Source organism: Flavobacterium tistrianum, from assembly GCF_003254545.1.
Taxonomy (GTDB): domain Bacteria; phylum Bacteroidota; class Bacteroidia; order Flavobacteriales; family Flavobacteriaceae; genus Flavobacterium; species Flavobacterium tistrianum.
In genome coordinates, this window is sequence record NZ_QJRH01000063.1 from 132,632 (window position 1) to 154,212 (window position 21,581).

Genomic DNA, 21,581 nt, shown 5'->3' on the forward strand with positions numbered 1-21,581 from the left:
CTAACAAATTTAATCTTTTTATCTTAAAGAAAATTATTGAGTGGCATCATCTTCAGGAGTTTCCTTTTTGGTCACAATATAATTTACTGGATGACTAGACAAAAAATATCCTAAATCGTCTTCTTCCTCTTCATTATCAAAAACAACAAAATTTCCATTTTCATCAAAATGCTTCATAAAAGGGTCAGTAGTAGCATCAAAATCTGGACGTTGCCAATCGTAAACAATTGGTTTTGCGTATTCAGGCGCTTTGTAAAGTAAACTCAAAACAAAACCGGTAATAAGTCCTGCCAAATGCCCCTCCCAAGAAATAGACTGATCAACATCTGGAAAAACATACCAAATCATTCCGCCGTATAGTAGAATAACAGTCAAGGACAAAGCTACTAGTCTGTAATATTTCGTTTGAATGCCTTTAAAAAAAATAAAACTTACAAGAACATAAATCAATCCACTTGCACCAATATGAAAATTTTCTCTTCCCACAACCCAAGTAATCAATCCTGAAAAAAGAATACCATAACTGATAACTCCAAAAGTTTGTTCCGGGTAAAAAAACTGCATTGCTGCTAATAGTATTAAGAGAGGAATGCTATTATTGTATAAATGATCCAAATTTTCATGAATAAATGGACTGAACAAAACACCTCGCAGTCCAACAAAATCTCGAGGATAAATTCCATATCGATAAAAATCAAAATCAAACCGAATTTGAAGCCAATATATAACCCATAAAAAAAGGACAAAAAATAACGGAAGTCCAATAACCGAATTTGAAAACTTAAAATTAGTGTCGCTCATATTTTTTTAGAAAATAACATCTAGCAGAACTCAAAAAACTATCCAAAAATATTTTACTGATATTTTGTCATATCGATATAAAAAATTGTCTCAAATTGGAACAATCCTTCTCTCTAAGAACTGTTTTAACTTTTGAATGAACGAAATTTAAATCTGAAAACAGTAATTTTGTAATTATGGAAGCACCTTTAGCAGAGCGTATTCGTCCGCAGAAATTAGAAGATTATATAAGCCAGCAGCATTTGGTTGGACCAACTGGTTCTTTAACACAGCAAATTTCAAAAGGAATAATTCCTTCATTGATTTTTTGGGGGCCTCCTGGCACAGGAAAAACAACCTTGGCCCAAATCATTGCTCAGGAGTCCAAAAGACCCTTTTATATTCTAAGTGCCATAAACTCGGGTGTGAAAGATATTCGCGATGTTATTGATAAAGCAAAACAAAGCGGCGGGCTTTTTACAGCCAAAAATCCTATTCTGTTTATTGATGAGATTCATCGATTTAGTAAATCACAGCAAGATTCACTTTTAGCAGCTGTAGAAAAAGGTTGGATAACTTTGGTTGGTGCTACAACCGAAAACCCAAGTTTTGAAGTGATTCCTGCATTATTGTCACGTTGCCAAGTCTACATACTAAATGCATTTACAAAAGCCGATTTAGAAGCTCTTTTAGAGCGCGCAATGAAAACTGACGTCTATTTATTGACAAAAAAAATAAGTTTAAAAGAAACAGAAGCTTTATTGCGAATTTCGGGCGGTGACGGTAGAAAACTTCTAAATGTATTTGAACTTGTCATTAACGCTTCCGCAGGTGACGAAATTACGATTACCAACGATCGCGTTTTAGAACTTGTACAGCAAAACACAGTTCTTTATGACAAAACTGGTGAACAACATTATGATATAGTTTCTGCATTTATAAAATCAATTCGTGGCAGCGATCCCAATGGAGCTGTTTATTGGCTAGCCCGAATGATTGAAGGTGGAGAAGATGTAAAATTTATTGCAAGAAGAATGCTTATTCTGGCTAGTGAAGATATTGGCAATGCCAATCCAACTGCACTTATAATGGCCAATAATACTTTTCAGGCCGTTACAACTATTGGATATCCAGAGAGCAGAATCATATTAAGCCAATGTGCGATTTATTTGGCTACATCGCCAAAAAGCAATGCTTCTTATATGGCAATTGGAACTGCACAGCAATTGGTAAAACAAACTGGTGACTTACCTGTTCCGCTTCATTTGAGAAATGCTCCTACCAAATTAATGAAAGAACTAGGATACGGTGATGAATATAAGTATTCCCATGATTATGCCAATAATTTTGCTGAACAGGAATTCTTGCCAGATGCTATAAAAGAAACGGTTCTTTATAATCCTGGAAACAATTCTAGAGAGAACAGTACCCGCGAATTTCTAAAGAACCGTTGGAAAGATAAATACGGTTATTAAACCATATTTTATATTTAGAATTTAACTACAATTTTTTCTGAAACTAATTTATCATTCTGATAAGATTCAAAATACCATTGTCCGTCTCCTTTCAAGATTAAAGAACCTTGCACATTATCCTTACTAGCGATGTAAACGTTCGGTTGCGAAGTTTTGAAAAGCTTCATTACCACTTTTGGAGTTTTATCAATTAATTGATAGCCTGATTCTGTTGGTTGAGCGTATAGTAAATTTGGATCTTTTAAGTCTGGTGAAGATGCTGTAACAATTTGAGTTGCTGCTACAGTAGTAACCGCAGTTGTTGCAACAGCTTTTGCGGGAGCAGGAGTTTTTGAAGTCGCAACTGGAGTACCGCTATATTTATAATGTAAAGCAGCAACTGACTTAAAAGCATTGTCCAATGCTTCTTTGTAAGCTACCTCATAATCCTTCTCTTTACTTCTTCCTACTTCAGAAGTATAAACAACCTGACCAAAACAATCTTTTAAGTTCACTATAAGCTTAGTTACCAAGAAAGCATTATCTTTTACTACATCAATATACAAAACCTGACAACGATCTGTATAACCGTCAGGAAGCTGTTCATTTGAATAAAAAGCTTCAAAACCAGCTTTAGTTAAATTTTGTTTGCTTAAAGTTGCCAAACGATATTGATTATCAGTCTTCATAAACTCATATTTCAAAGGAATAATTACAGCTTTGTAATCATTAATAGACTGCGCAAATCCAACAAATGAACATAAAAGTGCAGCAAATAAAATTTTAATTCTCATCATTATAAATATTTTTTTAGTTCTAATAAATGGTTAATTTGTTTATAGTTTTCCGAAACGTCGATTCTCTTCTCATTAAAGAAAATAGCATCTATACCAGCATTCAAAGCACCATTTACATCGGCTTCAAAATCATCTCCAATCATAATGCTGTTTTCTTTAGAAGTATTTGCCAGTTTTAATGCATAATCAAATATAATACTATTTGGCTTTTTAACTCCTGCTAGCTCCGAATTTGTAATCGTACTGAAATAACCTCCAAGTGAAGCATTGTTAATTTTCTTTTCCTGCACTTGGGCAAATCCGTTTGTAATGATATGAAGTTTATATTTTGGCTTTAAATATTCCAAAACTTCAATTGCTCCATCAAAGAGATAATTATTGTCGGTCAAAAACTCAATATAATCATTGGCAATTTCCAAGATATTCTCCTCTGAGATAGCATAATTCAAAGCATCGAAAGAAAACTTCAAACGATTGTAACGTAATTCTTGATGCGTAATTTTATCATTCTGATACAGTCTCCAGCATTCTTGGTTGATCGGAATATATTCTCTAATAAAATCTTGAGTAACGATTTCTTGATACTTACTTTTAAAAATACGATCAAAAGCCATTTCTGAATTTTTATCAAAATCCCAAAGCGTGTGATCTAAATCAAAAAAGATGTCGGTAATATTGGTATTCATGCATTAAAAAATTCCTTCATCTACAAAACTATAATATTTTGATTCAGTTATAATAACATGGTCCAAAACTTTAACATCTAAAATTTCTCCTGCAGTTTTAATTTTATTGGTAATTTGTTTATCGGCACTACTTGGAACTAAACTTCCAGAAGGATGATTATGACACAAAATCAAGCCAGTAGCACTATTTTCTAATGCCAATTTAAAAACAAGTCTTATATCTACAATTGTTCCAGCAATGCCTCCTTTGCTTAATTGTGATTTATAAATTACTTTATTAGAATTATTAAGAAAAAGCACCCAAAATTCTTCATGCGGAAGTTCTCCAATAATTGGTTGCATGATATCAAAAACACCTTTACTTGAAGTTATTTTTTTGACTTTTTCAACATCTTCTATTCTTTGTCTTCTACCCAACTCTAAAGCCGAAACAATTGAAACCGCTTTTGCTTCACCTATACCTTTAAATTGCATCAATTGAATAATAGACATTTTCCCCAAAGCAGTTATATTTTTTGTGGTAGCTAAAATCCGTTTACTTAATGCAACCGCAGATTCATTGCGACTTCCTGAGCCAATTAAAATTGCTAATAATTCAGCATCGCTCAAAACCTCTTTTCCTTTAAGCATTAACTTTTCACGAGGTTTGTCACCATCAGACCAATTTTTTATAGCAAAATGTCCTCCTTCCATAATAATAAATTTAAGAAGCGAAGATATTTAAAAAAGAAGAAAAATCTTTCAAAAAAATCTAGTTAGATAATTAGAAAATTTATCAAATAGATAATTAAAAAAAATGTGCCAACTGCAAAGCAATTGACACATTATCTAATTTTCTAATTGACTAATTAAGAAATCAATCCTTTAACCTCATCAAAGTTTAAACCTCCATAATTTCCTGAACTCATTAATAAAAGTGCAGAATTATCTAAATTCAAATTGAACAAATATTCTTTAAATTCAGCTGGATTAGTATAAATAATTAAATCTTTTCTGTTGAATGCCGTAGCAATTTGTTCGTAAGTTACTTCTTCTAGCTGTTTAATTTTTACAGCATCTGGCGAATAAAAAACAACAGCAACATCTGCATATTCCAAAGCACCTTCATACTCTTTTAAAAACTCAGCATTTAAACTACTATAAGTATGCAATTCTAAACAAGCGACCAAAGTTCTGTTTGGGTATTGTTCTTTTACCGCTTTTGTTGTTGCAGCCACCTTACTTGGCGAATGCGCAAAATCTTTATAAGCTACTTTGCCTTTTCCTTCAGCAATTTTTTCTAAACGTTTAGAAGCGCCTTTGAAACTTGCAATTGCTTCGTAGAAATCAGCTTCGTCAACGCCCATATTTTGGCAGATCCATTTTGCTCCTGCTAAGTTATTCAAGTTATGCGCTCCAAAAACTTCAATTGGCATATCGCCTTCTGGAGTTTTTAGTAAAGTTACTCCATCACTTACAGAATATTCTGGTGTTGAATACGCAATTTTTCTAATCGGATTTGTCGCTGCTTCAGAAACACGTTTTACTTCAGGATCATTTTCGTTGTAAACCAAAATTCCGCCATTTGTAATTTTTTCGATAAAAATCTCAAACTGCTCAACATAGTTTTCATAGGTTGGAAAAACATTAATATGATCCCAAGCAATTCCAGAAATCAAAGCAATGTTTGGTTGGTATAAATGAAATTTTGGACGTCTGTCAATTGGTGAAGACAAATATTCGTCGCCTTCCAAAACCATAAAATCATTTTCCTCGGTCAAATGTACCATAGTATCAAAACCTTCTAGTTGTGCTCCTACCATATAATCAACCGCAATATTGTGATAATGCATTACATGAAGAATCATCGAAGTTATGGTAGTTTTACCATGAGAACCTCCAATAACAACACGTGTTTTGTTTTTTGATTGTTCATATAAAAACTCAGGATATGAATAGATTTTTAAACCTAATTCTTGCGCTTTTAATAATTCAGGATTATCTGCTTTTGCATGCATTCCTAAAATAATTGCGTCAATATCTGAAGTGATTTTTTCCGGAAACCATCCTAGTTCAGCAGGAAGAATTCCTTTTTTTTCTAATCTTGATTTTGAAGGTTCAAAAATAGCGTCGTCACTTCCTGTAACCTGATATCCTTTATTATGTAATGCTAATGCCAGATTATGCATTGCGCTTCCGCCTATAGCGATGAAATGTGTTTTCATTTAAAATGTTTAATCGTTAAACTGTTTAATCGGTTAATCGAAATGGCAAATAACTTATTAAACTCCATAATTATTTTTCAAAAATAAGGAAATATAATATGCTTTTGGAGATAAATTAATTTAGAAGACAATAAAAAACCCGACAAGCTTAAATCCTGTCGGGTTTGATATTTATAATCAGAATTAAAGATTATTTTGCAATCGTCAATTCGTCGATAATATTTTTCGCTCCTGCGTATTTGTCTATAATCCAAAGTACATAACGAATATCTACGTTAATCGTTCTTTGCAATTTAGAATCAAAAATTACGTCTCCAGCCATAGCTTCGATGTTTCCGTCAAAAGCAATTCCGATTAATTCTCCTTTTCCGTTAAGAACTGGCGAACCAGAGTTTCCTCCAGTAATATCGTTATCAGTTAGGAAGTTTACCGGCATGTAACCTGCTTTATCAGCATATTGTCCGAAATCTTTTTTCTTGTTTAATTCTAATAAACGAGCTGGCAAGTCAAATTCCTGATCTCCTGCTTTGTATTTTTTAACCATACTTTCCATTGTAGTATAGTTATTGATTTTTGCATCGTTGCGAGGATCTGCAGGTAAAGCGCGAACTTTTCCGTAAGTCAATCTCAATGTAGAGTTTGCATCTGGATATTTAATCGCGTTCAATTTAGATTCTCTTAAACCTTCTACCAATTTACGGTAAGCTGTTGCAAAACCATCATCTGCTTTTGCCTGATCGTCTGTTTTAGCACGGTATTTTGTCAACAAATCATTAGAAATAATATACAACGGATCGTGTACAATTGCTAATGGTTTTGGATCAGCTAAAAATGCTAATACTTTTTCTTTGGTTGTAAAATAACTAACTTCCGTTGCTTTTGCTACATCAGCAGTAAAGTCTCCATTGTTAGCTGTTTTCATTTTTGCAATTTCTGGAGCAAGTCCGTACTCAGCAGCTTTAGAAGCATATAGATTCAATTGAGCTGTTAGAACATCTTTTTCTAATGGAGTATAAAAATCACCATAAATACTTTCTACCATTGCATTGATTTTAGGAAGCATTTCAGCTTTCTTCGCATCATTTTCTTTGTAATAAGCAATTAAAGCATTTCCTAAATTAGCTGGTCCAGTTGCATAAGAAGAAGTACGTAAAAGCTGTGTTAAATAATTATCGTGACGCGCTTTTAAGTTTGTTTCTCTGTAATAATCGTTGATAGTCGGAATTACATTTTCGTACTTTTCTTTGTTTGCAGGTTTAGTAGCCCACTCGTAGAATTTATCTTCTTGCTCCGTTTTAGTATCAACTGTACCTGCTTTTGTTAAAGCATCGATCATACCTTGACGGTTTTTCCAGTAGTTTGCAGTCGAAGCATATTTAGAAGCGTATTGTAAGCGAACAGTTGCATCTTTGTCCATATACTTTTTCATTACATCCATTCCTGTTTTTGCACCTTCAACCCAAGCAGGATAAGCATATTTAATGTTTTGCTCAATTCCTCCAGCTGGCATCCAACGGTTTGTTCTTCCCGGATAACCTAAGATCATAGCAAAATCATTTTCTTTTACTCCTTTTAAACTTACAGGCAAATGATGTTTTGGCTGTAATGGCACATTGTCTTTAGAATATGCTGCAGGATTTCCGTCTTTGTCTGCATAAACTCTAAACATAGAGAAATCTCCAGTTTGACGAGGCCATTCCCAGTTGTCTGTATCTCCACCAAATTTACCAACGCTTTCAGGTGGAGTTCCTACTAAACGAACGTCTGTGTAATCTTGGTAAACAAAATAGTAATATTCATTTCCTTGAAAGAAAGGACGAACAGAAACTGTGTACTTTCCATTTTCGCTGTTTTCTTTTTCGATTAAAGCGATTTCTTGCTGAATAACTTTATTTCTTTCAGTTTCTGTCATTGTATCATTTACTTTTGACAAAATTCTTTTTGAAACATCATCCATACGAACGAAGAAACGAACGAACAACGATTTAGGTTTTAATTCTTCAGAACGGCTTTTTGCCCAAAAACCATTTTTCAAATGATTTTGTTCTGCAGTTGAAAGTTCTGCAATCGCACCGTATCCGCAGTGGTGATTCGTCAATACCAAACCAGTATTTGAAACGATTTCTGCTGTACATCCTCCATTGAACTGTACAATCGCATCTTTTAAGCTATGGTGATTAATACTGTAAATTTCTTCGGCTGTCAATTGCAAGCCCATTTTTTCCATATCTCTATGGTTCAATCTTTCGATAAACATCAAAAACCACATTCCTTCATCGGCTCTCATTGGGAAAGCCATAAGGCACATGGTCAAGAATAAAATTACTTTTTTCATGTTATTTTGTTTAAGTGATGCGAATATAAGCCATTTTAGCAAAAAAAATAAGCTTTAAACTCAAAAACAAAACATAATAAATCGAATAAGGCATGATTTTGCGAAATTCACAATTTTCATAAAACATAGAATAAGCTTTAAATTTTTAAAGTAAATCCATAAAAATTAATAAAAACATTAAGTAAAATAATTACTAGTTTTAAATCGAAATGATTATTTATAAAAATAAACCTTCAAATACAAAATAATATTATAAATCATTTCTTACAATTTATTTTCTACTAAATTTGCCGTTCAATAATTATTAGACTAAAATGAAAAAATTGTTAGTAGCAGTTGTAATCTTATTTACAACTATGGCAAGTGCGCAAAAAAATTCTATCCTTTTGGGTGGTAACGTTGGATTTTCTTCTGAGAAAATCGGTGATTCCAAATCAGAAAACTTCGAATTCTCTCCAAAAGTAGGATATCAATTTGCTGACCGATGGACAGCTGGAATTGAAGGTTCTATTGGAAACGTTAAAAACTTCGGAGAAGACACAACTGAAAAATACAAAATTGGAGGTTTTGTACGTTACACTGTTCCTCTTTCAGATGTGTTCTCTGTTTTTGGTGATTTAGGTGCTGGATACCAATCTACTAATGTTAATGATGCGAAAGGAATGTATGCTAGCCTTACACCTGCTTTATTTATTAATATGAAAAGAGGATTTGGTTTAAATTTCTCTATTGGAGGAATTAACTATGACAATCTTGATGGTAAAAATGATCCAAGACAAGAACGTTTAGGCTTTAATTTTGGAAAAACTCTAAACATTGGAATTTCTAAAAACTTCGGATTATAAATCAAAGTTAACAAGTAAGATTTAGCCATCTTAATCTTTTTGTTTTTTTTTCGTACAAAAAGAAAAACCCGACAATACTGTTCATTGTCGGGTTTTATATTTTTAATTGAAAAAAAATTTACTCATTAAGCATTTTCCAAAGTCTATCTTTCAAATCTGTCAAACCTTGTTGTGCAACAGAAGAAATAAACATATAAGGAACACCTTTGAAAGAAACATCTAATTCTGCTTTCAATTCTGCCTTCAACTCATCATCCAGCATATCACACTTCGAAATTACAACTAGACGTTCTTTGTCCAACATTTCAGGATTATATTTCGTCAATTCATTAACCAAAATATCATATTCTGCCTTAATATCTGCTGTATCAACAGGAATCAAAAACAATAATGTTGAGTTACGTTCGATATGACGCAAGAAATAATGACCTAAACCTTTTCCTTCAGCAGCTCCTTCAATAATTCCAGGAATATCAGCAATCACAAAAGATTGAAAATCTCTATAAGCTACAATTCCTAAATTTGGTTTTAAAGTCGTAAACGGATAATCAGCAATTTTTGGCTTTGCGGAAGTTAAAACAGACAATAAAGTAGATTTTCCAGCATTCGGGAAACCAACTAAACCAACATCGGCTAAAACTTTAAGCTCTAGAATAACATCCATTTCTACACCAAGCAAACCTGGCTGTGCATAACGAGGTGTCTGATTTGTTGAACTTCTAAAATGCCAGTTTCCTAAACCTCCCTTTCCTCCTCTTGCCAGAATCTGTTTTTCTCCGTGTTCTGTAATTTCAAAAAGTGTTTCTCCGGTTTCCTTGTCTTTTACAACAGTTCCTAGTGGCACTTCAATTACTTTATCTTCTCCATCTGCACCTGTACTTCTGTCAGATCCTCCGTCTCCACCGTGACCCGCTTTAATGTGACGTGCAAACTTTAAATGAAATAATGTCCAGAGTCCTTTATTTCCAACTAAATAAACATGCCCTCCGCGACCTCCATCTCCTCCGTCAGGACCGCCTTTTTCGATAAATTTCTCTCTATGTAAATGCGTTGATCCTTTCCCTCCCTTTCCGGAAGAAACATATATCTTAACGTAGTCTACAAAATTTCCTTCTGTCATTTTTTCTTGTTTATGTGTAGTTCCATGTTTCAAGTTTCAAGTTAACAGAACGTCAACCAACTTGAAACTTTAAACTTGAAACAAATTTTACTCTTTTAATGCTCTTACAAGCACTTTGTCAATCTTGACACCGTCCATATCAATTACCTCCAGAACGAATTTCTGCCAAACTAATTTTTCTCCTTCTTTTGGAATATGAGACAACTCAGTCATAATCATTCCGCTTACGGTGTTTACTTCGTAATCGTTGGTTAATTCGTCCAATTCGAAATACGTTAAGAAATCGTGTAACGAATAATGTCCGTCAACTAGCCACGAACCGTCTTCTCTTTCGATAAGCTGGAACTCGTCTTTATAAAATTCGGCAGCATCACCAACTAAAGCTTCTAAAATATCATTCAACGTAATCATACCTTGAAAAACTCCGTATTCATCTGAAACTAAAGCATAATGGACTCCTGTTTTTTTGAAATTTTCTAATGCTTTATAAGCCGTAGTTTGTTCCATCAAATAAGGAGCGTCAGACAATATTGAGTTCAAATCAAAATTATCTTTTTCGATGTGTGCGAAGATATTTTTCAGCGTTACAACTCCTACAATATCATCGTAATTATCATTGTAAACAGGATAAACGGCATGAAGATCCTGAACTACTAATTCTTTGATTTTTTCTTTATCTGCTTTTAATGGCAGCATGTCAACCGACTTACGGTGTGTCATTAAAGAATTTACTTTTCTGTCTCCAATATGAAAAACACGCTCCACAATATCCTGTTCAATTTCTTGAACTTCTCCTACTTCTGTTCCTTCTTTAATGATGGCTTTAATTTCTTCTTCGGTAACTTTTCCGTCAGCAGTTGGTTTTATCTGAAGAACATTCAGTAAAAAATCTGTTGAAGAAGTTAACAGCCAAATAAATGGTGCCGTAATGATCGAAATCACTTTCATTGGCATTGCAACCATTTTAGCAATAGCTTCTGGATAATTTAATCCAATTCGTTTTGGAAGTAGCTCTCCCAAAACCAATGAGAAAAAAGTTAAAACTACAACTACAATTCCAACCGCAATTGAATGTGCATAAGGCTTAAGAACTGCAAAACCAGCTACAAAAAGTTCAACGTCTGCCGTGATTTTGTCACCAGAATAAATACCCGTCAAAATTCCGATTAAGGTAATTCCGATTTGTACTGTAGACAAAAATTTATTTGGGGAGTTGGCTAAATCGAGTGCTGTTTTAGCGCTTTTGTTGCCTTTTTTAGCTGCTGTTTCTAGCCTGTTTTTACGTGCCGAAATCAAAGCGATTTCAGACATGGAGAAAACTCCGTTTAATAGAATTAGAAAAAATATTATTAGTATTTCCAATTGATAGGGGATTCGTTATAAAATAGTCTCGTTAATGTAATTTGTAATCGCAATCTAAAATAGCCCAGATGGAAGAGAAGAGCCAGGAGCTAAAAAAACTAATTTTTCTTGCCATAAAACAGCGACTGAAAGAAGCTCGTTTTATGGTATAGAAAAATAGTTTTTTTAGCGAGGACTCGTAACGTACAGCTGGAAAAAGCTTCTACAAATTATCTATAACTGACGTTAAGCGCTCTGTAATTTGTTCGATAGTTCCGATACCGTCTACAGCATGAAACTTACCTTGTTCTTTATAATATCCAATTAGAGGAGCAGTTTTCTCATTGTACTCTTGATATCTCACACGAATTTTTTCTTCGTCCTGATCATCAGCTCTTCCACTTGTTTTTCCTCTTTCTAATAGACGTTTTACCAAAATTTCGTCATCAGCTTCTAAAGCGATTGTTGCTGTTACGCTAGATCCAATTGTTGGTAAAAATTTATCTAAAGCTTCTGCCTGATTGATTGTTCTTGGGTAACCATCGAACAAAAATCCTGCTGTATCTGGGTGTTTTTTCACCTCATCAATTAACATTGCAGTTGTTACTTCGCAAGGAACCAATTCTCCATTGTCCATAAAAACTCTTGCTTGTTTTCCTAGTTCAGTATCATTTTTTAAATTGAAACGAAAAATATCTCCTGTTGAAAGGTGCGTTAAATTGTATTTCTCTTTTAAAAATTCTGCCTGAGTTCCTTTTCCTGCACCAGGCTTTCCAAATAAAACGATGTTAATCATAATTGAAATGAGTGTTGTTACTTCTGTCTTTCAGAAGTCTTTAAATGAATATTTAGTTGTGTTTTGTTATTCTGCTAATTTGTAAATTTCGGTTAAGTTTCTTCCCAAACCATCATAGTCTAGACCGTAACCTACAATAAATTTATTCGGAATACGAATCCCGATGTAATCTATTTTGATGTCTTTTTTGTATGCTTCTGGTTTAAAAAACAATGTTGCAATTTTAAAGTGCTTTACATTTTGCGCTTTAAACAAGTGCTTTAATTCTTCGATTGTATTTCCGGTATCAATAATATCTTCAATGATAATTACGGTTCTTCCCGAAAGATCCTGATTGATTCCGATTAATTCCTTAACAGCATTTGTTGTTTCAGTTCCTTCGTACGATGCCATTTTGATAAACGAAACTTCACATGGTTTTTTATATTTTTTCAGAAAATCTGACACGACCATAAAAGCACCATTCAAAACTCCAATAAAAATTGGCGTATCATCTCCAAAATCGTCTTCTACCTGAGCTACTATTTTAGTTAAAGCAAAATCAATTTCTTTAGCCGAAATAAACGGAACAAATTGTTTATCGTGAAGTTGTATCATTATTTTTCTTTTTAAAATAATGGACAAAGATACAGAATTACAACTTAACTGCTTCTATCAAAATAAACTGTATCAAGATATTTTTTAAGAATGTTAAATATCAGTTAATGTTTACAAATTAATTTTTGACACTATAAGATTTTTCAGTAAATTGTTGTGACATAATCATTTAACTCCAAAAACTGATGAAAAAATCCTTAACCCTGATATCTATACCACTACTAGCCTTAATGACTGCCTGCAATGGGCAAGTAAAAAAAGAAGAAAAAGAAGAGCTTGCCAAACAGCCAGGCAATGTTGTAAAAACTGCCATTGGAGATATTACTCTTCCTCCACCCTATGCAACAGAATCAAAAACCAACAATAGCAAAGTAATCGGATGGCCTGCTGGCAAAACTCCAAAAGCACCTGAAGGTTTTACTGTAACTAAATTTGCTGACGGATTTGAAAATCCGCGTTGGACTTATATTGCTCCAAACCAGGACATTTTTGTTGTTGAAAGCGGAACAAGATCTAGTAAAAACCAAATTACGGTTTTAAGAGATAAAGATAAAGACGGGAAATTTGAAACTCGTCAAGTTTTTGTTACCGGTTTGAACAAACCTTTTGGAATGTTGGTTTTAAAAGACTTTTTCTACATAGCCAATACCGACGGATTATACCGTTATCCTTATAAAAACAATCCCCTGAAACTGGAAACAAAAGGCGAAAAAATCCTTGATCTTCCTGCAGGCGGATACAATAATCACTGGAGTAGAAATTTATTGGCAAGTTCTGACGGAAGTAAAATTTACGTTTCTGTAGGTTCTGGAAGTAATAATGGAGAAAACGGAATGGACAAAGAAGTACGTCGTGCAGCAATTCTTGAAATTAATCCTGACGGAACAGGAGAAAAAATCTTCGCTTCGGGATTGAGAAATCCTGTTGGAATGGATTGGAATCCTGTGAATAAAGAACTTTGGACAGCAGTAAACGAACGTGATGAACTCGGAGACGATTTAGTTCCTGATTATATTACAAGTGTAAAAAGAGATGGTTTCTACGGTTGGCCATATTCCTATTTTGGAAATATTCCTGACCCAAGAATGAAAGGCGAAAGAAAAGATTTGGTAGAAAAAGCAATTGTGCCCGATGTTTCAGTTGGTCCTCACACGGCTTCGCTTGGATTGGCTTTTTATACTAAAGATAAATTCCCAGCGAAATATAAAAACGGAGCTTTTGTCGGACAGCATGGTTCTTGGAACCGCTCTAAAATTTCGGGCTATAAAGTACTTTTTGTTCCTTTTAAAGACGGAAAACCTTCAGGAAAACCAGAAGATTTTTTAACCGGATTTATTTCTAACGAAAACAAAGCAGAAGTTTACGGACGTCCAGTTGCGGTAACGGTTATGAATGACGGATCACTTTTGGTAAATGATGATAGCGGAAATACGATTTGGAAAGTGACAGCTAAATAAAACTCCAAATTAAAAACTCCAAATTCCAACTACAAAAAGATTTTAAACACATAGAGACATAGATTTTTTGCATTAAAAAGTTGATTTAAGAAAACTCGTTTTCACACATAGTTGCTATGTGGCTTTTGATAAGTGAAACGCCTTTTTTGCCTCAATCAATACTATGTTTCTATGTGTTAAATAAAAATGCATTTAACCCACCTCCTTTTATGCCTTTCAAAAAATATTTTCTTCTCCTTTTTGTTCTTTTTATTTCTAAAAATAGTTTAGCACAAGAAAAAGAAGTCCAAAATATTGATTCTAAAAAAACTCAAAAACTGAACGAAGTTTTAATAAGTCCGCTTCACATTAATCGTGATTTACAAAACAGTCCAGCTTCGATTGGCATTTTATCTGAAAAAGAATTACTTCGAAATAATACTACCGATATCAGTAACGTCATTAATACAATTCCTGGTGTTTTTATGCAATCTTCAAATATTACGACAACCCGAATTTCGATTCGTGGAATTGGCGCGAGAACTCCGTATGGAACCAATAAAATCAGAGCTTTTTATGGAAATATTCCGCTGACATCTGGAAATAGCGAAACCGTAATTGACGACATTGATATTCAAAACATCAATCAGGTTGAAGTCATTAAAGGTCCACTTTCGAGTATTTACGGAGCGGGTTTGGGCGGAGCAATTTTGGTTTCGCCTCAAACTTTAAAAAAAGGAAATTATCAAGCTGAAGTAAGTTCTGTTTTTGGTTCTTTTGGATTATTGAAAAATAGAATTTCTTTTGATTTGAATGAAAGAGAATCTTCTTTAAGTCTTAGTTATCATAATTTAAAAACTGACGGCTGGCGCGAAAACAGCGCTTACAATCGCGAAGGAATTACACTTGGCGGAGAATTATTCAGAAAGAAGAATAGTAAACTAACATATTTCTCCAATTATACTTATTTGAAAGCTTACATTCCGAGTTCGATCAATAAAACCACTTTCGAAAATAACCCACAAGCAGGCGCGCCAACTTGGGTTGCTTCAAAAGGATTCAAAGAATACAAGTCAACTTTGGCTGGATTAGCTTATGATTTTAAAATTAATGATCATTTAAACAATTCGACTTCAGTTTTCATCAATTATAAAGACAGTAACGAACCGCGTCCTTTTGATATTTTGCGCCAATATACTTTTGCTTCGGGTGCACGAACTCAATTTTCGGGAGATTTTAAAATCGGCAAAATCAACAATCAATTTATTGCTGGATTGGAATATTTCAAAGATAATTACAACGGCAATACTTTTGAAAATCTATATCAGCAAAATAACGGAAATGGAAGCTTGCAAGGCGATCAACTTACAGCAACCAATCAAAAAAGACATTTTTATAATATTTTCTCTCAAATTAGAACTTTACTTTCTGATCGATTTGAGATTCAGGCAGGTTTAAATTACAACAAAACCAAATTTGAATTGCAGAATGATTTTCCCGCTTCCGCGAATAATCCAAAAGAAAAATATAGTTATGATGGCATTTTTTCGCCACAGCTTTCTTTTTTATTTAAACCGAATGAAGTTCAAACTTTCTACTTTTCTGTGAGCCGAGGATTTTCTCTTCCCGCAACCGAAGAAACTCTAACCTCAACAGGAAACATCAATTCTGACATTAAACCCGAAACCGGTTATAATTTTGAATTAGGCGGAAAACTACATTTTTTCAATAAAAAACTCTACACCGAAATTGCCATTTACCGAATGGAAATTAAAGATTTATTAGTCGCCAAAAGAATCGGAGATGATCAATACGAAGGTGTAAATGCTGGAAAAACGTTTCACGAAGGAATCGAAATTTCATTAAACCATAATTGGCCCATAAATCGAACTTTCAATTTGAATTCTTATGTTGGAACATCAATCGGAAATTATGAATTTAAAGAATTTGTAGATAACGGAAATGATTATTCGGGAAATAAATTAACTGGAGTTCCAGCAAACACTGCAAGTGCTGGTTTTAATTTGAATACTAATTCAGGATTCTACTTTTCTGCCGATTTCCAATTCACAGATAAAATCCCAATGAATGATTCGAATGCTGATTTTTCAAATTCTTATTCACTTTTGAATTTAAAAACGGGCTATCAATTTGAGATTTTATCAGGATTGAAAGCACATTTTGATGCTGGAATAAATAATGTCACCAACGAAAAATATGCTTCTATGATTTTGACCAATGCAACAGGAGTTGGAAATGCACAACCAAGGTTTTATTATCCAGGACTGCCCGTAAACTATTACGGAATTGTCTCATTAAATTATTTATTTTAGCGACATTAAATCTTAAAAACAATGCTTTCCGAACTGCAGAAAAAACTGGATTATGTCAATGCATACAGAGAAAATCGTCTCAAAACAGCACAAGAGGTTTTAGAGAATCCATCGCTTTTTAGTGAATTGGTTTCGATTTGCTTTTCACCAGAAAACAAAAACAACCATAAAGCTTGCTGGATTTTAGAATTTGTTTCTTACGAAGAATTACTTTGGTTACAACCTCATCTAGATTTTTTCTGTTCGAATTTAAAAGTTTTAAAAGACGAAAGTTCCATGCGTCCGATTGCAAAAGTGACACAACTTTTGGTAAAATCACATTATAAGAAAAACGAAAACGGAATAAAACTCTCCGAAGAAAATCTTCAAGATTGCATTGAAGCTTCTTTCGATTGGCTTATTAACGATACCAAAGTCGCTACAAAAGCGTATTCCATAAGAACTTTATTTATTCTAGGAAATTATTACGACTGGATTCATCCCGAATTAAAAGTGATTATTGATAAAGATTTCGGAGACCATTCTGCAGCATACAAAGCCGTCGCCAAAGAAGTTTTGAAGAAAATAAAATAGTCTTAAGAGCCACGACCCGAGCGATAGCGAATAGGCGAAGCAATTCACGAATTATTTTTTCGCCACAGATTAAAAGGATTAAAATGTTTTTTTAATTACTTCAAAAAATAATCTGTGGAAATCTGTGGAAATCTGTGGCAAAATATTTTAAGCCAAAAATTGATTTCCATAAATTTAAAATTCGTGAATTCGTGGCTAAAAAAACTAAATTTTGGCTAAAAAAAGATTAAAAAGTATCTTTGCAAAAACACAACACAAAATGAATTATTTTTCTTCTGATTTTAAATTAGGAATATTAGGTGGCGGACAATTAGGTAAAATGCTTTTGTTCGATACCAGAAAATTTGACATACAAACTTACGTTCTAGATCCAAGCGATGAAGCACCAAGTAAAATTGCCTGCAACAAGTTTTTTCAAGGCGATTTAATGGATTATGATACCGTTTACAATTTCGGAAAACAAGTCGATGTTTTGACTTTCGAAATCGAATTGGTAAATCTTGAAGCTTTAACGCAACTGGAAAATGAAGGTTTAAAAATATATCCATCTCCTAAAACCTTAAAAGGAATTCAGAATAAAGGCGTTCAAAAAGATTTTTACGCTAAAAATAATATCCCAACTGCGCCTTTCGAAAGATTTGAGAACCTTGAAAATCTAAAATCAGAAATCGCTAATCCACAATCAACTATCAAATTGCCTTTTGTTTGGAAATGCACCGAATTTGGTTATGACGGAAATGGCGTGAAAATAGTTCGCCAAATTTCAGATTTAGATACGCTTCCAAATGTAGAATGTATTGCAGAAACTATGGTTCCGTTCAAAAACGAATTGGCAGTAATTGTGGTTAGAAATCCGTCAGGCGAAATGAAAACATATCCGGTTGTCGAAATGGAATTTCACCCAGAAGCCAACCAAGTTGAATACGTAATCTGCCCAGCAAGAATCGACAAAAAAGTAGCTGAAAAAGCGAGAGCAGTTGCCTTAAAAGTTTCAGAAAACTTCAACCACGTTGGACTTCTAGCAGTTGAAATGTTTCAGACTCACGATGACGAAATTTTGGTAAACGAAGTTGCTCCTCGCCCACACAATTCTGGACATTATTCTATTGAAGCTAGTTATACTTCACAATTCGAAAATCATTTACGCGCTATTTTAGATCTTCCGTTAGGAAATACCGACAGCAAAGTGGCGGGAATTATGGTAAATTTAGTTGGTGCCGAAGGTCATTCTGGAAATGTTGTATATGAAAACATAGAAACCATTTTAGGATGGGACGGCGTTACACCACATATTTACGGTAAAAAACAAACACGACCTTTCAGAAAAATGGGACACGTGACAATCGTAAATGAAAATATGGCTGAAGCGAGAAGAATTGCACAGGAAGTTAAAGAAACTATTAAGGTGATCAGCGCTTAAATTAGTTTTCAGTCGCAGTATTCAGTTAAAACTAAACAAACAGTGTTTACAGTTCCAAACAACTTGAAACTTTAAACCTGAAACAAACACAACAAAATAAAAACATGAGCAAAGTAGCTATTATAATGGGAAGCATCTCAGACATGCCAGTTATGCAGGATGCGATCGACATATTAAAACAATTCAATGTAGATGTTGAAGTAGATATCGTTTCGGCACACAGAACGCCGGAGAAATTATTCGATTTCAGCAAAAATGCACACAATCGCGGGATTTCGGTAATTATTGCCGGTGCTGGCGGTGCGGCGCATTTACCGGGAATGGTGGCTTCAATGTCTCCACTTCCTGTAATTGGAGTTCCTGTAAAATCAAGCAATTCCATTGATGGTTGGGATTCGGTTTTATCGATTCTTCAAATGCCGGGCGGTGTTCCTGTTGCAACTGTAGCTTTAAACGGAGCAAAAAATGCTGGAATCTTAGCAGCACAAATCATCGGAAGCCATGACAAAAAAGTTTTAGATACCATTATTTCTTATAAAGAAGAATTGAAAGCTGCGGTTAATAAAGCGGCTGAAGGCTTAAAGAAATAATCTTCCCATAAATTCCTGCAAGGTTTCCAAAACCTTGTAGGTCTGATTATCACAATCAAAATTAAAGTACTTCAAAAACACCTACAAGGTTTTAAAAACCTTGCAGGACAAAAAACTGTAATATGAGTATCTTAACACAATATTTCAACACCAAACATAACACCGCACCTTTTTCGCAAATTAAAATCGAAGATTACGTTCCTGCTTTTCAGGAAGGAATTGCTTTGGCGAAAGCCGAAATTGATGCGATTGTAAATAATCCAGATGCACCTACTTTTGAAAACACAATTGTAGCGATGGATTTTTCGGGCGATATTTTAGATCGTCTTTCTAGTATTTTCTTCAATTTGAATTCGGCTGAAACGAATGACGAAATGCAGAAAATTGCACAAGAAGTTTCGCCTTGGCTTTCAGAATTCGGAAATGACATTCGGTTAAACGCTGAATTATTTGTACGAGTAAAAGCGGTTTATGATCAAAAAGAAAGTTTAAATCTTAATCCAGAACAAACTACTTTATTAGATAAAAAATACAAAAGCTTTTCAAGAAACGGAGCTAATTTGCCAGAAGACAAGAAAAACAAATTAAGAGAAATCGACAAAGAATTATCGAAATTGAGTTTACAGTTTGGCGAAAATGTTTTGGCAGAAACCAACAACTTCGAACTGCATTTAACTGATGAAAAAGATTTGTCTGGTTTGCCAGAAGGAACAATTGAAGCCGCAAGATTATTAGCCAAAAATCAGGAAAAAGAAGGTTGGATTTTCACTTTAGATCATCCAAGCTACGTTCCGTTTTTGACTTATGCTGACAATCGTGAATTGCGTAAAAAAATGGCCGTTGCTTTTGGCGCAAAAGGTTTTCAGAAAAACGAATTCAACAACGAAGAAAATGTTCTGAAAATTGCTAAACTGCGTCACGAAAGAGCCAATTTATTAGGTTACAAAACGCACGCTCATTTTGTTTTGGAAGAAAGAATGGCCGAAAGTCCAGAAAAAGTATTCTCTTTCTTAAATGATTTATTAGCAAAAGCAAAACCTGCAGCGCAAAAAGAATTTGCTGAATTAACAGCTTTCGCGAAAGAATTGGACGGAATAGAACAATTGGAAAAATGGGACGGCGCTTATTATTCTGAAAAATTAAAACAACAGCTTTTTAATTTAGATGATGAAAAACTGAAACCTTATTTTCAATTAGAAAAAGTTTTAGACGGCGCTTTTATGGTTGCCAAAAAATTATACGGTTTAACTTTTACGGAAGTTTTTGATATCGATAAATACCACGAAGAAGTTACGACTTACGAAGTAAAAAACGCTGATGGCAATTTAGTTTCTATTTTCTACGCTGATTTCTTCCCAAGAAAAGGAAAAAGAAACGGCGCGTGGATGACATCATTCAAATCACAATATGTAAAAGACGGCGTAAACGAAAGACCGCACATTTCGAACGTTTGCAACTTTACAAAACCAACGGAAACAAAACCTTCGTTATTGACTTTTAATGAAGTGACGACTTTATTCCATGAATTCGGTCACGGATTACATGGAATGCTGGCTGATACGGTTTACCCAAGTTTATCTGGAACCTCTGTTTATTGGGATTTCGTAGAATTGCCAAGTCAAATTATGGAAAACTGGTGCTACGAACCTGAGGCTTTAGCTTTGTTCGCAAATCATTATGAAACTGGAGAAATTATTCCGATTGAATATGTGCAGAAAATTAAAGAAAGTGCAAGCTTCCAAGAAGGTTTGGCAACTTTACGCCAGTTAAGTTTCGGATTATTAGATATGGCTTGGCACGGACAAGATCCAACAAACATTACAGATCTTAAATCTTTCGAAACGGAACAATTTGCGAACACACAATTGTATCCTGATGTAAAGGAAAATGCAATGAGTACAGCATTCTCTCATATTTTCCAAGGTGGCTATTCTTCTGGATATTATAGCTACAAATGGGCGGAAGTTTTAGATGCAGACGCTTTTGAATATTTCCATGAAAATGGAATCTTTAACGAAGAAATTGCGAAAAAATTCAAAGATAATGTACTTTCAAAAGGTGGAACAGAACATCCGATGATTTTATACAAACGTTTCAGAGGGCAAGAACCAAAACCTGAAGCTTTGTTAAAAAGAGCGGGTCTTCTCTAGACTTCTTAGATTTTTAGACTTCTTAGAATATTAGATAATTAGAACCGAGGTAGAAATACTTCGGTTTTTTATTTGATTTTACTTTAGCTATCTTCGTATTTTTAAATCTTAATCTTACAAATAC

At 34.0% G+C, this 21,581-nt stretch carries 18 protein-coding genes; 8 read left to right on the forward strand and 10 right to left on the reverse strand.

The genetic code is table 11. The annotated features are described in order from the left end of the window. Positions 1-33: 33 nt before the first annotated feature. A complete protein-coding gene (locus tag DMB71_RS05930; protein WP_111364478.1) occupies positions 34-801 on the reverse strand; it encodes a rhomboid family intramembrane serine protease in 768 nt (255 codons plus the stop codon). A gap of 176 nt (positions 802-977) precedes the next feature. Between DMB71_RS05930 and DMB71_RS05935 the strand changes: the two genes are divergently transcribed. Next, positions 978-2,255 (forward strand): replication-associated recombination protein A, encoded by a 1,278-nt coding sequence (locus DMB71_RS05935; RefSeq protein WP_111364480.1) that lies wholly within the window; start codon positions 978-980, stop codon positions 2,253-2,255. Between the two features lie 14 nt (positions 2,256-2,269). Here DMB71_RS05935 and DMB71_RS05940 read toward each other — a convergent pair whose 3' ends face one another. The 5 genes from DMB71_RS05940 to DMB71_RS05960 form a co-directional block, all read right to left on the reverse strand. Further along, positions 2,270-3,031: a hypothetical protein gene (locus tag DMB71_RS05940; protein ID WP_111364482.1), complete on the reverse strand. Its 762-nt coding sequence runs from the start codon at positions 3,029-3,031 to the stop codon at positions 2,270-2,272. Continuing rightward, entirely contained in the window at positions 3,031-3,717 is a 687-nt protein-coding gene (locus DMB71_RS05945) for a YjjG family noncanonical pyrimidine nucleotidase (RefSeq protein ID WP_111364484.1), read from the reverse strand. Before DMB71_RS05945 ends, DMB71_RS05940 begins: the two co-directional genes overlap by 1 nt. A 3-nt stretch (positions 3,718-3,720) precedes the next feature. After that, the gene (gene radC / locus DMB71_RS05950) at positions 3,721-4,410 is read right to left on the reverse strand and encodes a RadC family protein (RefSeq protein WP_111364486.1); all 690 of its coding nucleotides are present in this window, start codon (positions 4,408-4,410) and stop codon (positions 3,721-3,723) included. A 155-nt stretch (positions 4,411-4,565) separates the two neighbouring features. Beyond that, positions 4,566-5,921: a UDP-N-acetylmuramate--L-alanine ligase gene (locus tag DMB71_RS05955; RefSeq protein WP_111364488.1), complete on the reverse strand. Its 1,356-nt coding sequence runs from the start codon at positions 5,919-5,921 to the stop codon at positions 4,566-4,568. A gap of 190 nt (positions 5,922-6,111) precedes the next feature. Then, a complete protein-coding gene (locus tag DMB71_RS05960) occupies positions 6,112-8,256 on the reverse strand; it encodes a S46 family peptidase (RefSeq protein ID WP_111364490.1) in 2,145 nt (714 codons plus the stop codon). Between the two features lie 314 nt (positions 8,257-8,570). Here DMB71_RS05960 and DMB71_RS05965 point away from each other — a divergent pair, with 314 nt between their 5' ends. Then, positions 8,571-9,101 (forward strand): outer membrane beta-barrel protein, encoded by a 531-nt coding sequence (locus DMB71_RS05965; RefSeq protein ID WP_111364492.1) that lies wholly within the window; start codon positions 8,571-8,573, stop codon positions 9,099-9,101. Between the two features lie 118 nt (positions 9,102-9,219). On the opposite strand, the gene obgE is transcribed toward DMB71_RS05965, so the two are convergent. The 4 genes from obgE to hpt all read right to left on the reverse strand — a co-directional run bounded on the left by obgE (position 9,220) and on the right by hpt (position 12,955). After that, the gene (obgE, locus tag DMB71_RS05970) at positions 9,220-10,221 is read right to left on the reverse strand and encodes a GTPase ObgE (protein ID WP_111364574.1); all 1,002 of its coding nucleotides are present in this window, start codon (positions 10,219-10,221) and stop codon (positions 9,220-9,222) included. A gap of 87 nt (positions 10,222-10,308) precedes the next feature. Beyond that, positions 10,309-11,583 carry a hemolysin family protein gene (locus tag DMB71_RS05975; protein WP_111364494.1) on the reverse strand — a complete coding sequence of 425 codons (1,275 nt, stop codon included), beginning with the start codon at positions 11,581-11,583 and terminating at the stop codon, positions 10,309-10,311. 202 nt (positions 11,584-11,785) lie between these two features. Continuing rightward, on the reverse strand, positions 11,786-12,358 hold the full coding sequence (locus DMB71_RS22150) for an adenylate kinase (RefSeq protein ID WP_239452933.1): 573 nt from the start codon (positions 12,356-12,358) through the stop codon (positions 11,786-11,788). 66 nt (positions 12,359-12,424) lie between these two features. Then, positions 12,425-12,955: a hypoxanthine phosphoribosyltransferase gene (gene hpt, locus DMB71_RS22155; RefSeq protein ID WP_111379706.1), complete on the reverse strand. Its 531-nt coding sequence runs from the start codon at positions 12,953-12,955 to the stop codon at positions 12,425-12,427. Between the two features lie 185 nt (positions 12,956-13,140). Here hpt and DMB71_RS05985 point away from each other — a divergent pair, with 185 nt between their 5' ends. The 6 genes from DMB71_RS05985 to DMB71_RS06010 all read left to right on the forward strand — a co-directional run bounded on the left by DMB71_RS05985 (position 13,141) and on the right by DMB71_RS06010 (position 21,457). Beyond that, positions 13,141-14,412 carry a PQQ-dependent sugar dehydrogenase gene (locus DMB71_RS05985; RefSeq protein WP_111364496.1) on the forward strand — a complete coding sequence of 424 codons (1,272 nt, stop codon included), beginning with the start codon at positions 13,141-13,143 and terminating at the stop codon, positions 14,410-14,412. 209 nt (positions 14,413-14,621) lie between these two features. Further along, positions 14,622-16,724, forward strand: coding sequence for a TonB-dependent receptor (locus DMB71_RS05990; protein WP_111364576.1), 2,103 nt, complete (start codon positions 14,622-14,624; stop codon positions 16,722-16,724). A 21-nt stretch (positions 16,725-16,745) separates the two neighbouring features. Next, entirely contained in the window at positions 16,746-17,297 is a 552-nt protein-coding gene (locus DMB71_RS05995; protein ID WP_111364498.1) for a hypothetical protein, read from the forward strand. 259 nt (positions 17,298-17,556) lie between these two features. Next, complete coding sequence (locus DMB71_RS06000) at positions 17,557-18,717, forward strand: 5-(carboxyamino)imidazole ribonucleotide synthase (protein ID WP_111364500.1); 1,161 nt, start codon at positions 17,557-17,559, stop codon at positions 18,715-18,717. A gap of 104 nt (positions 18,718-18,821) precedes the next feature. Next, complete coding sequence (gene purE, locus DMB71_RS06005; protein WP_111364502.1) at positions 18,822-19,307, forward strand: 5-(carboxyamino)imidazole ribonucleotide mutase; 486 nt, start codon at positions 18,822-18,824, stop codon at positions 19,305-19,307. Positions 19,308-19,429: 122 nt separating this feature from the next. Continuing rightward, positions 19,430-21,457, forward strand: coding sequence for a M3 family metallopeptidase (locus DMB71_RS06010; protein WP_111364504.1), 2,028 nt, complete (start codon positions 19,430-19,432; stop codon positions 21,455-21,457). Positions 21,458-21,581: the final 124 nt, after the last annotated feature.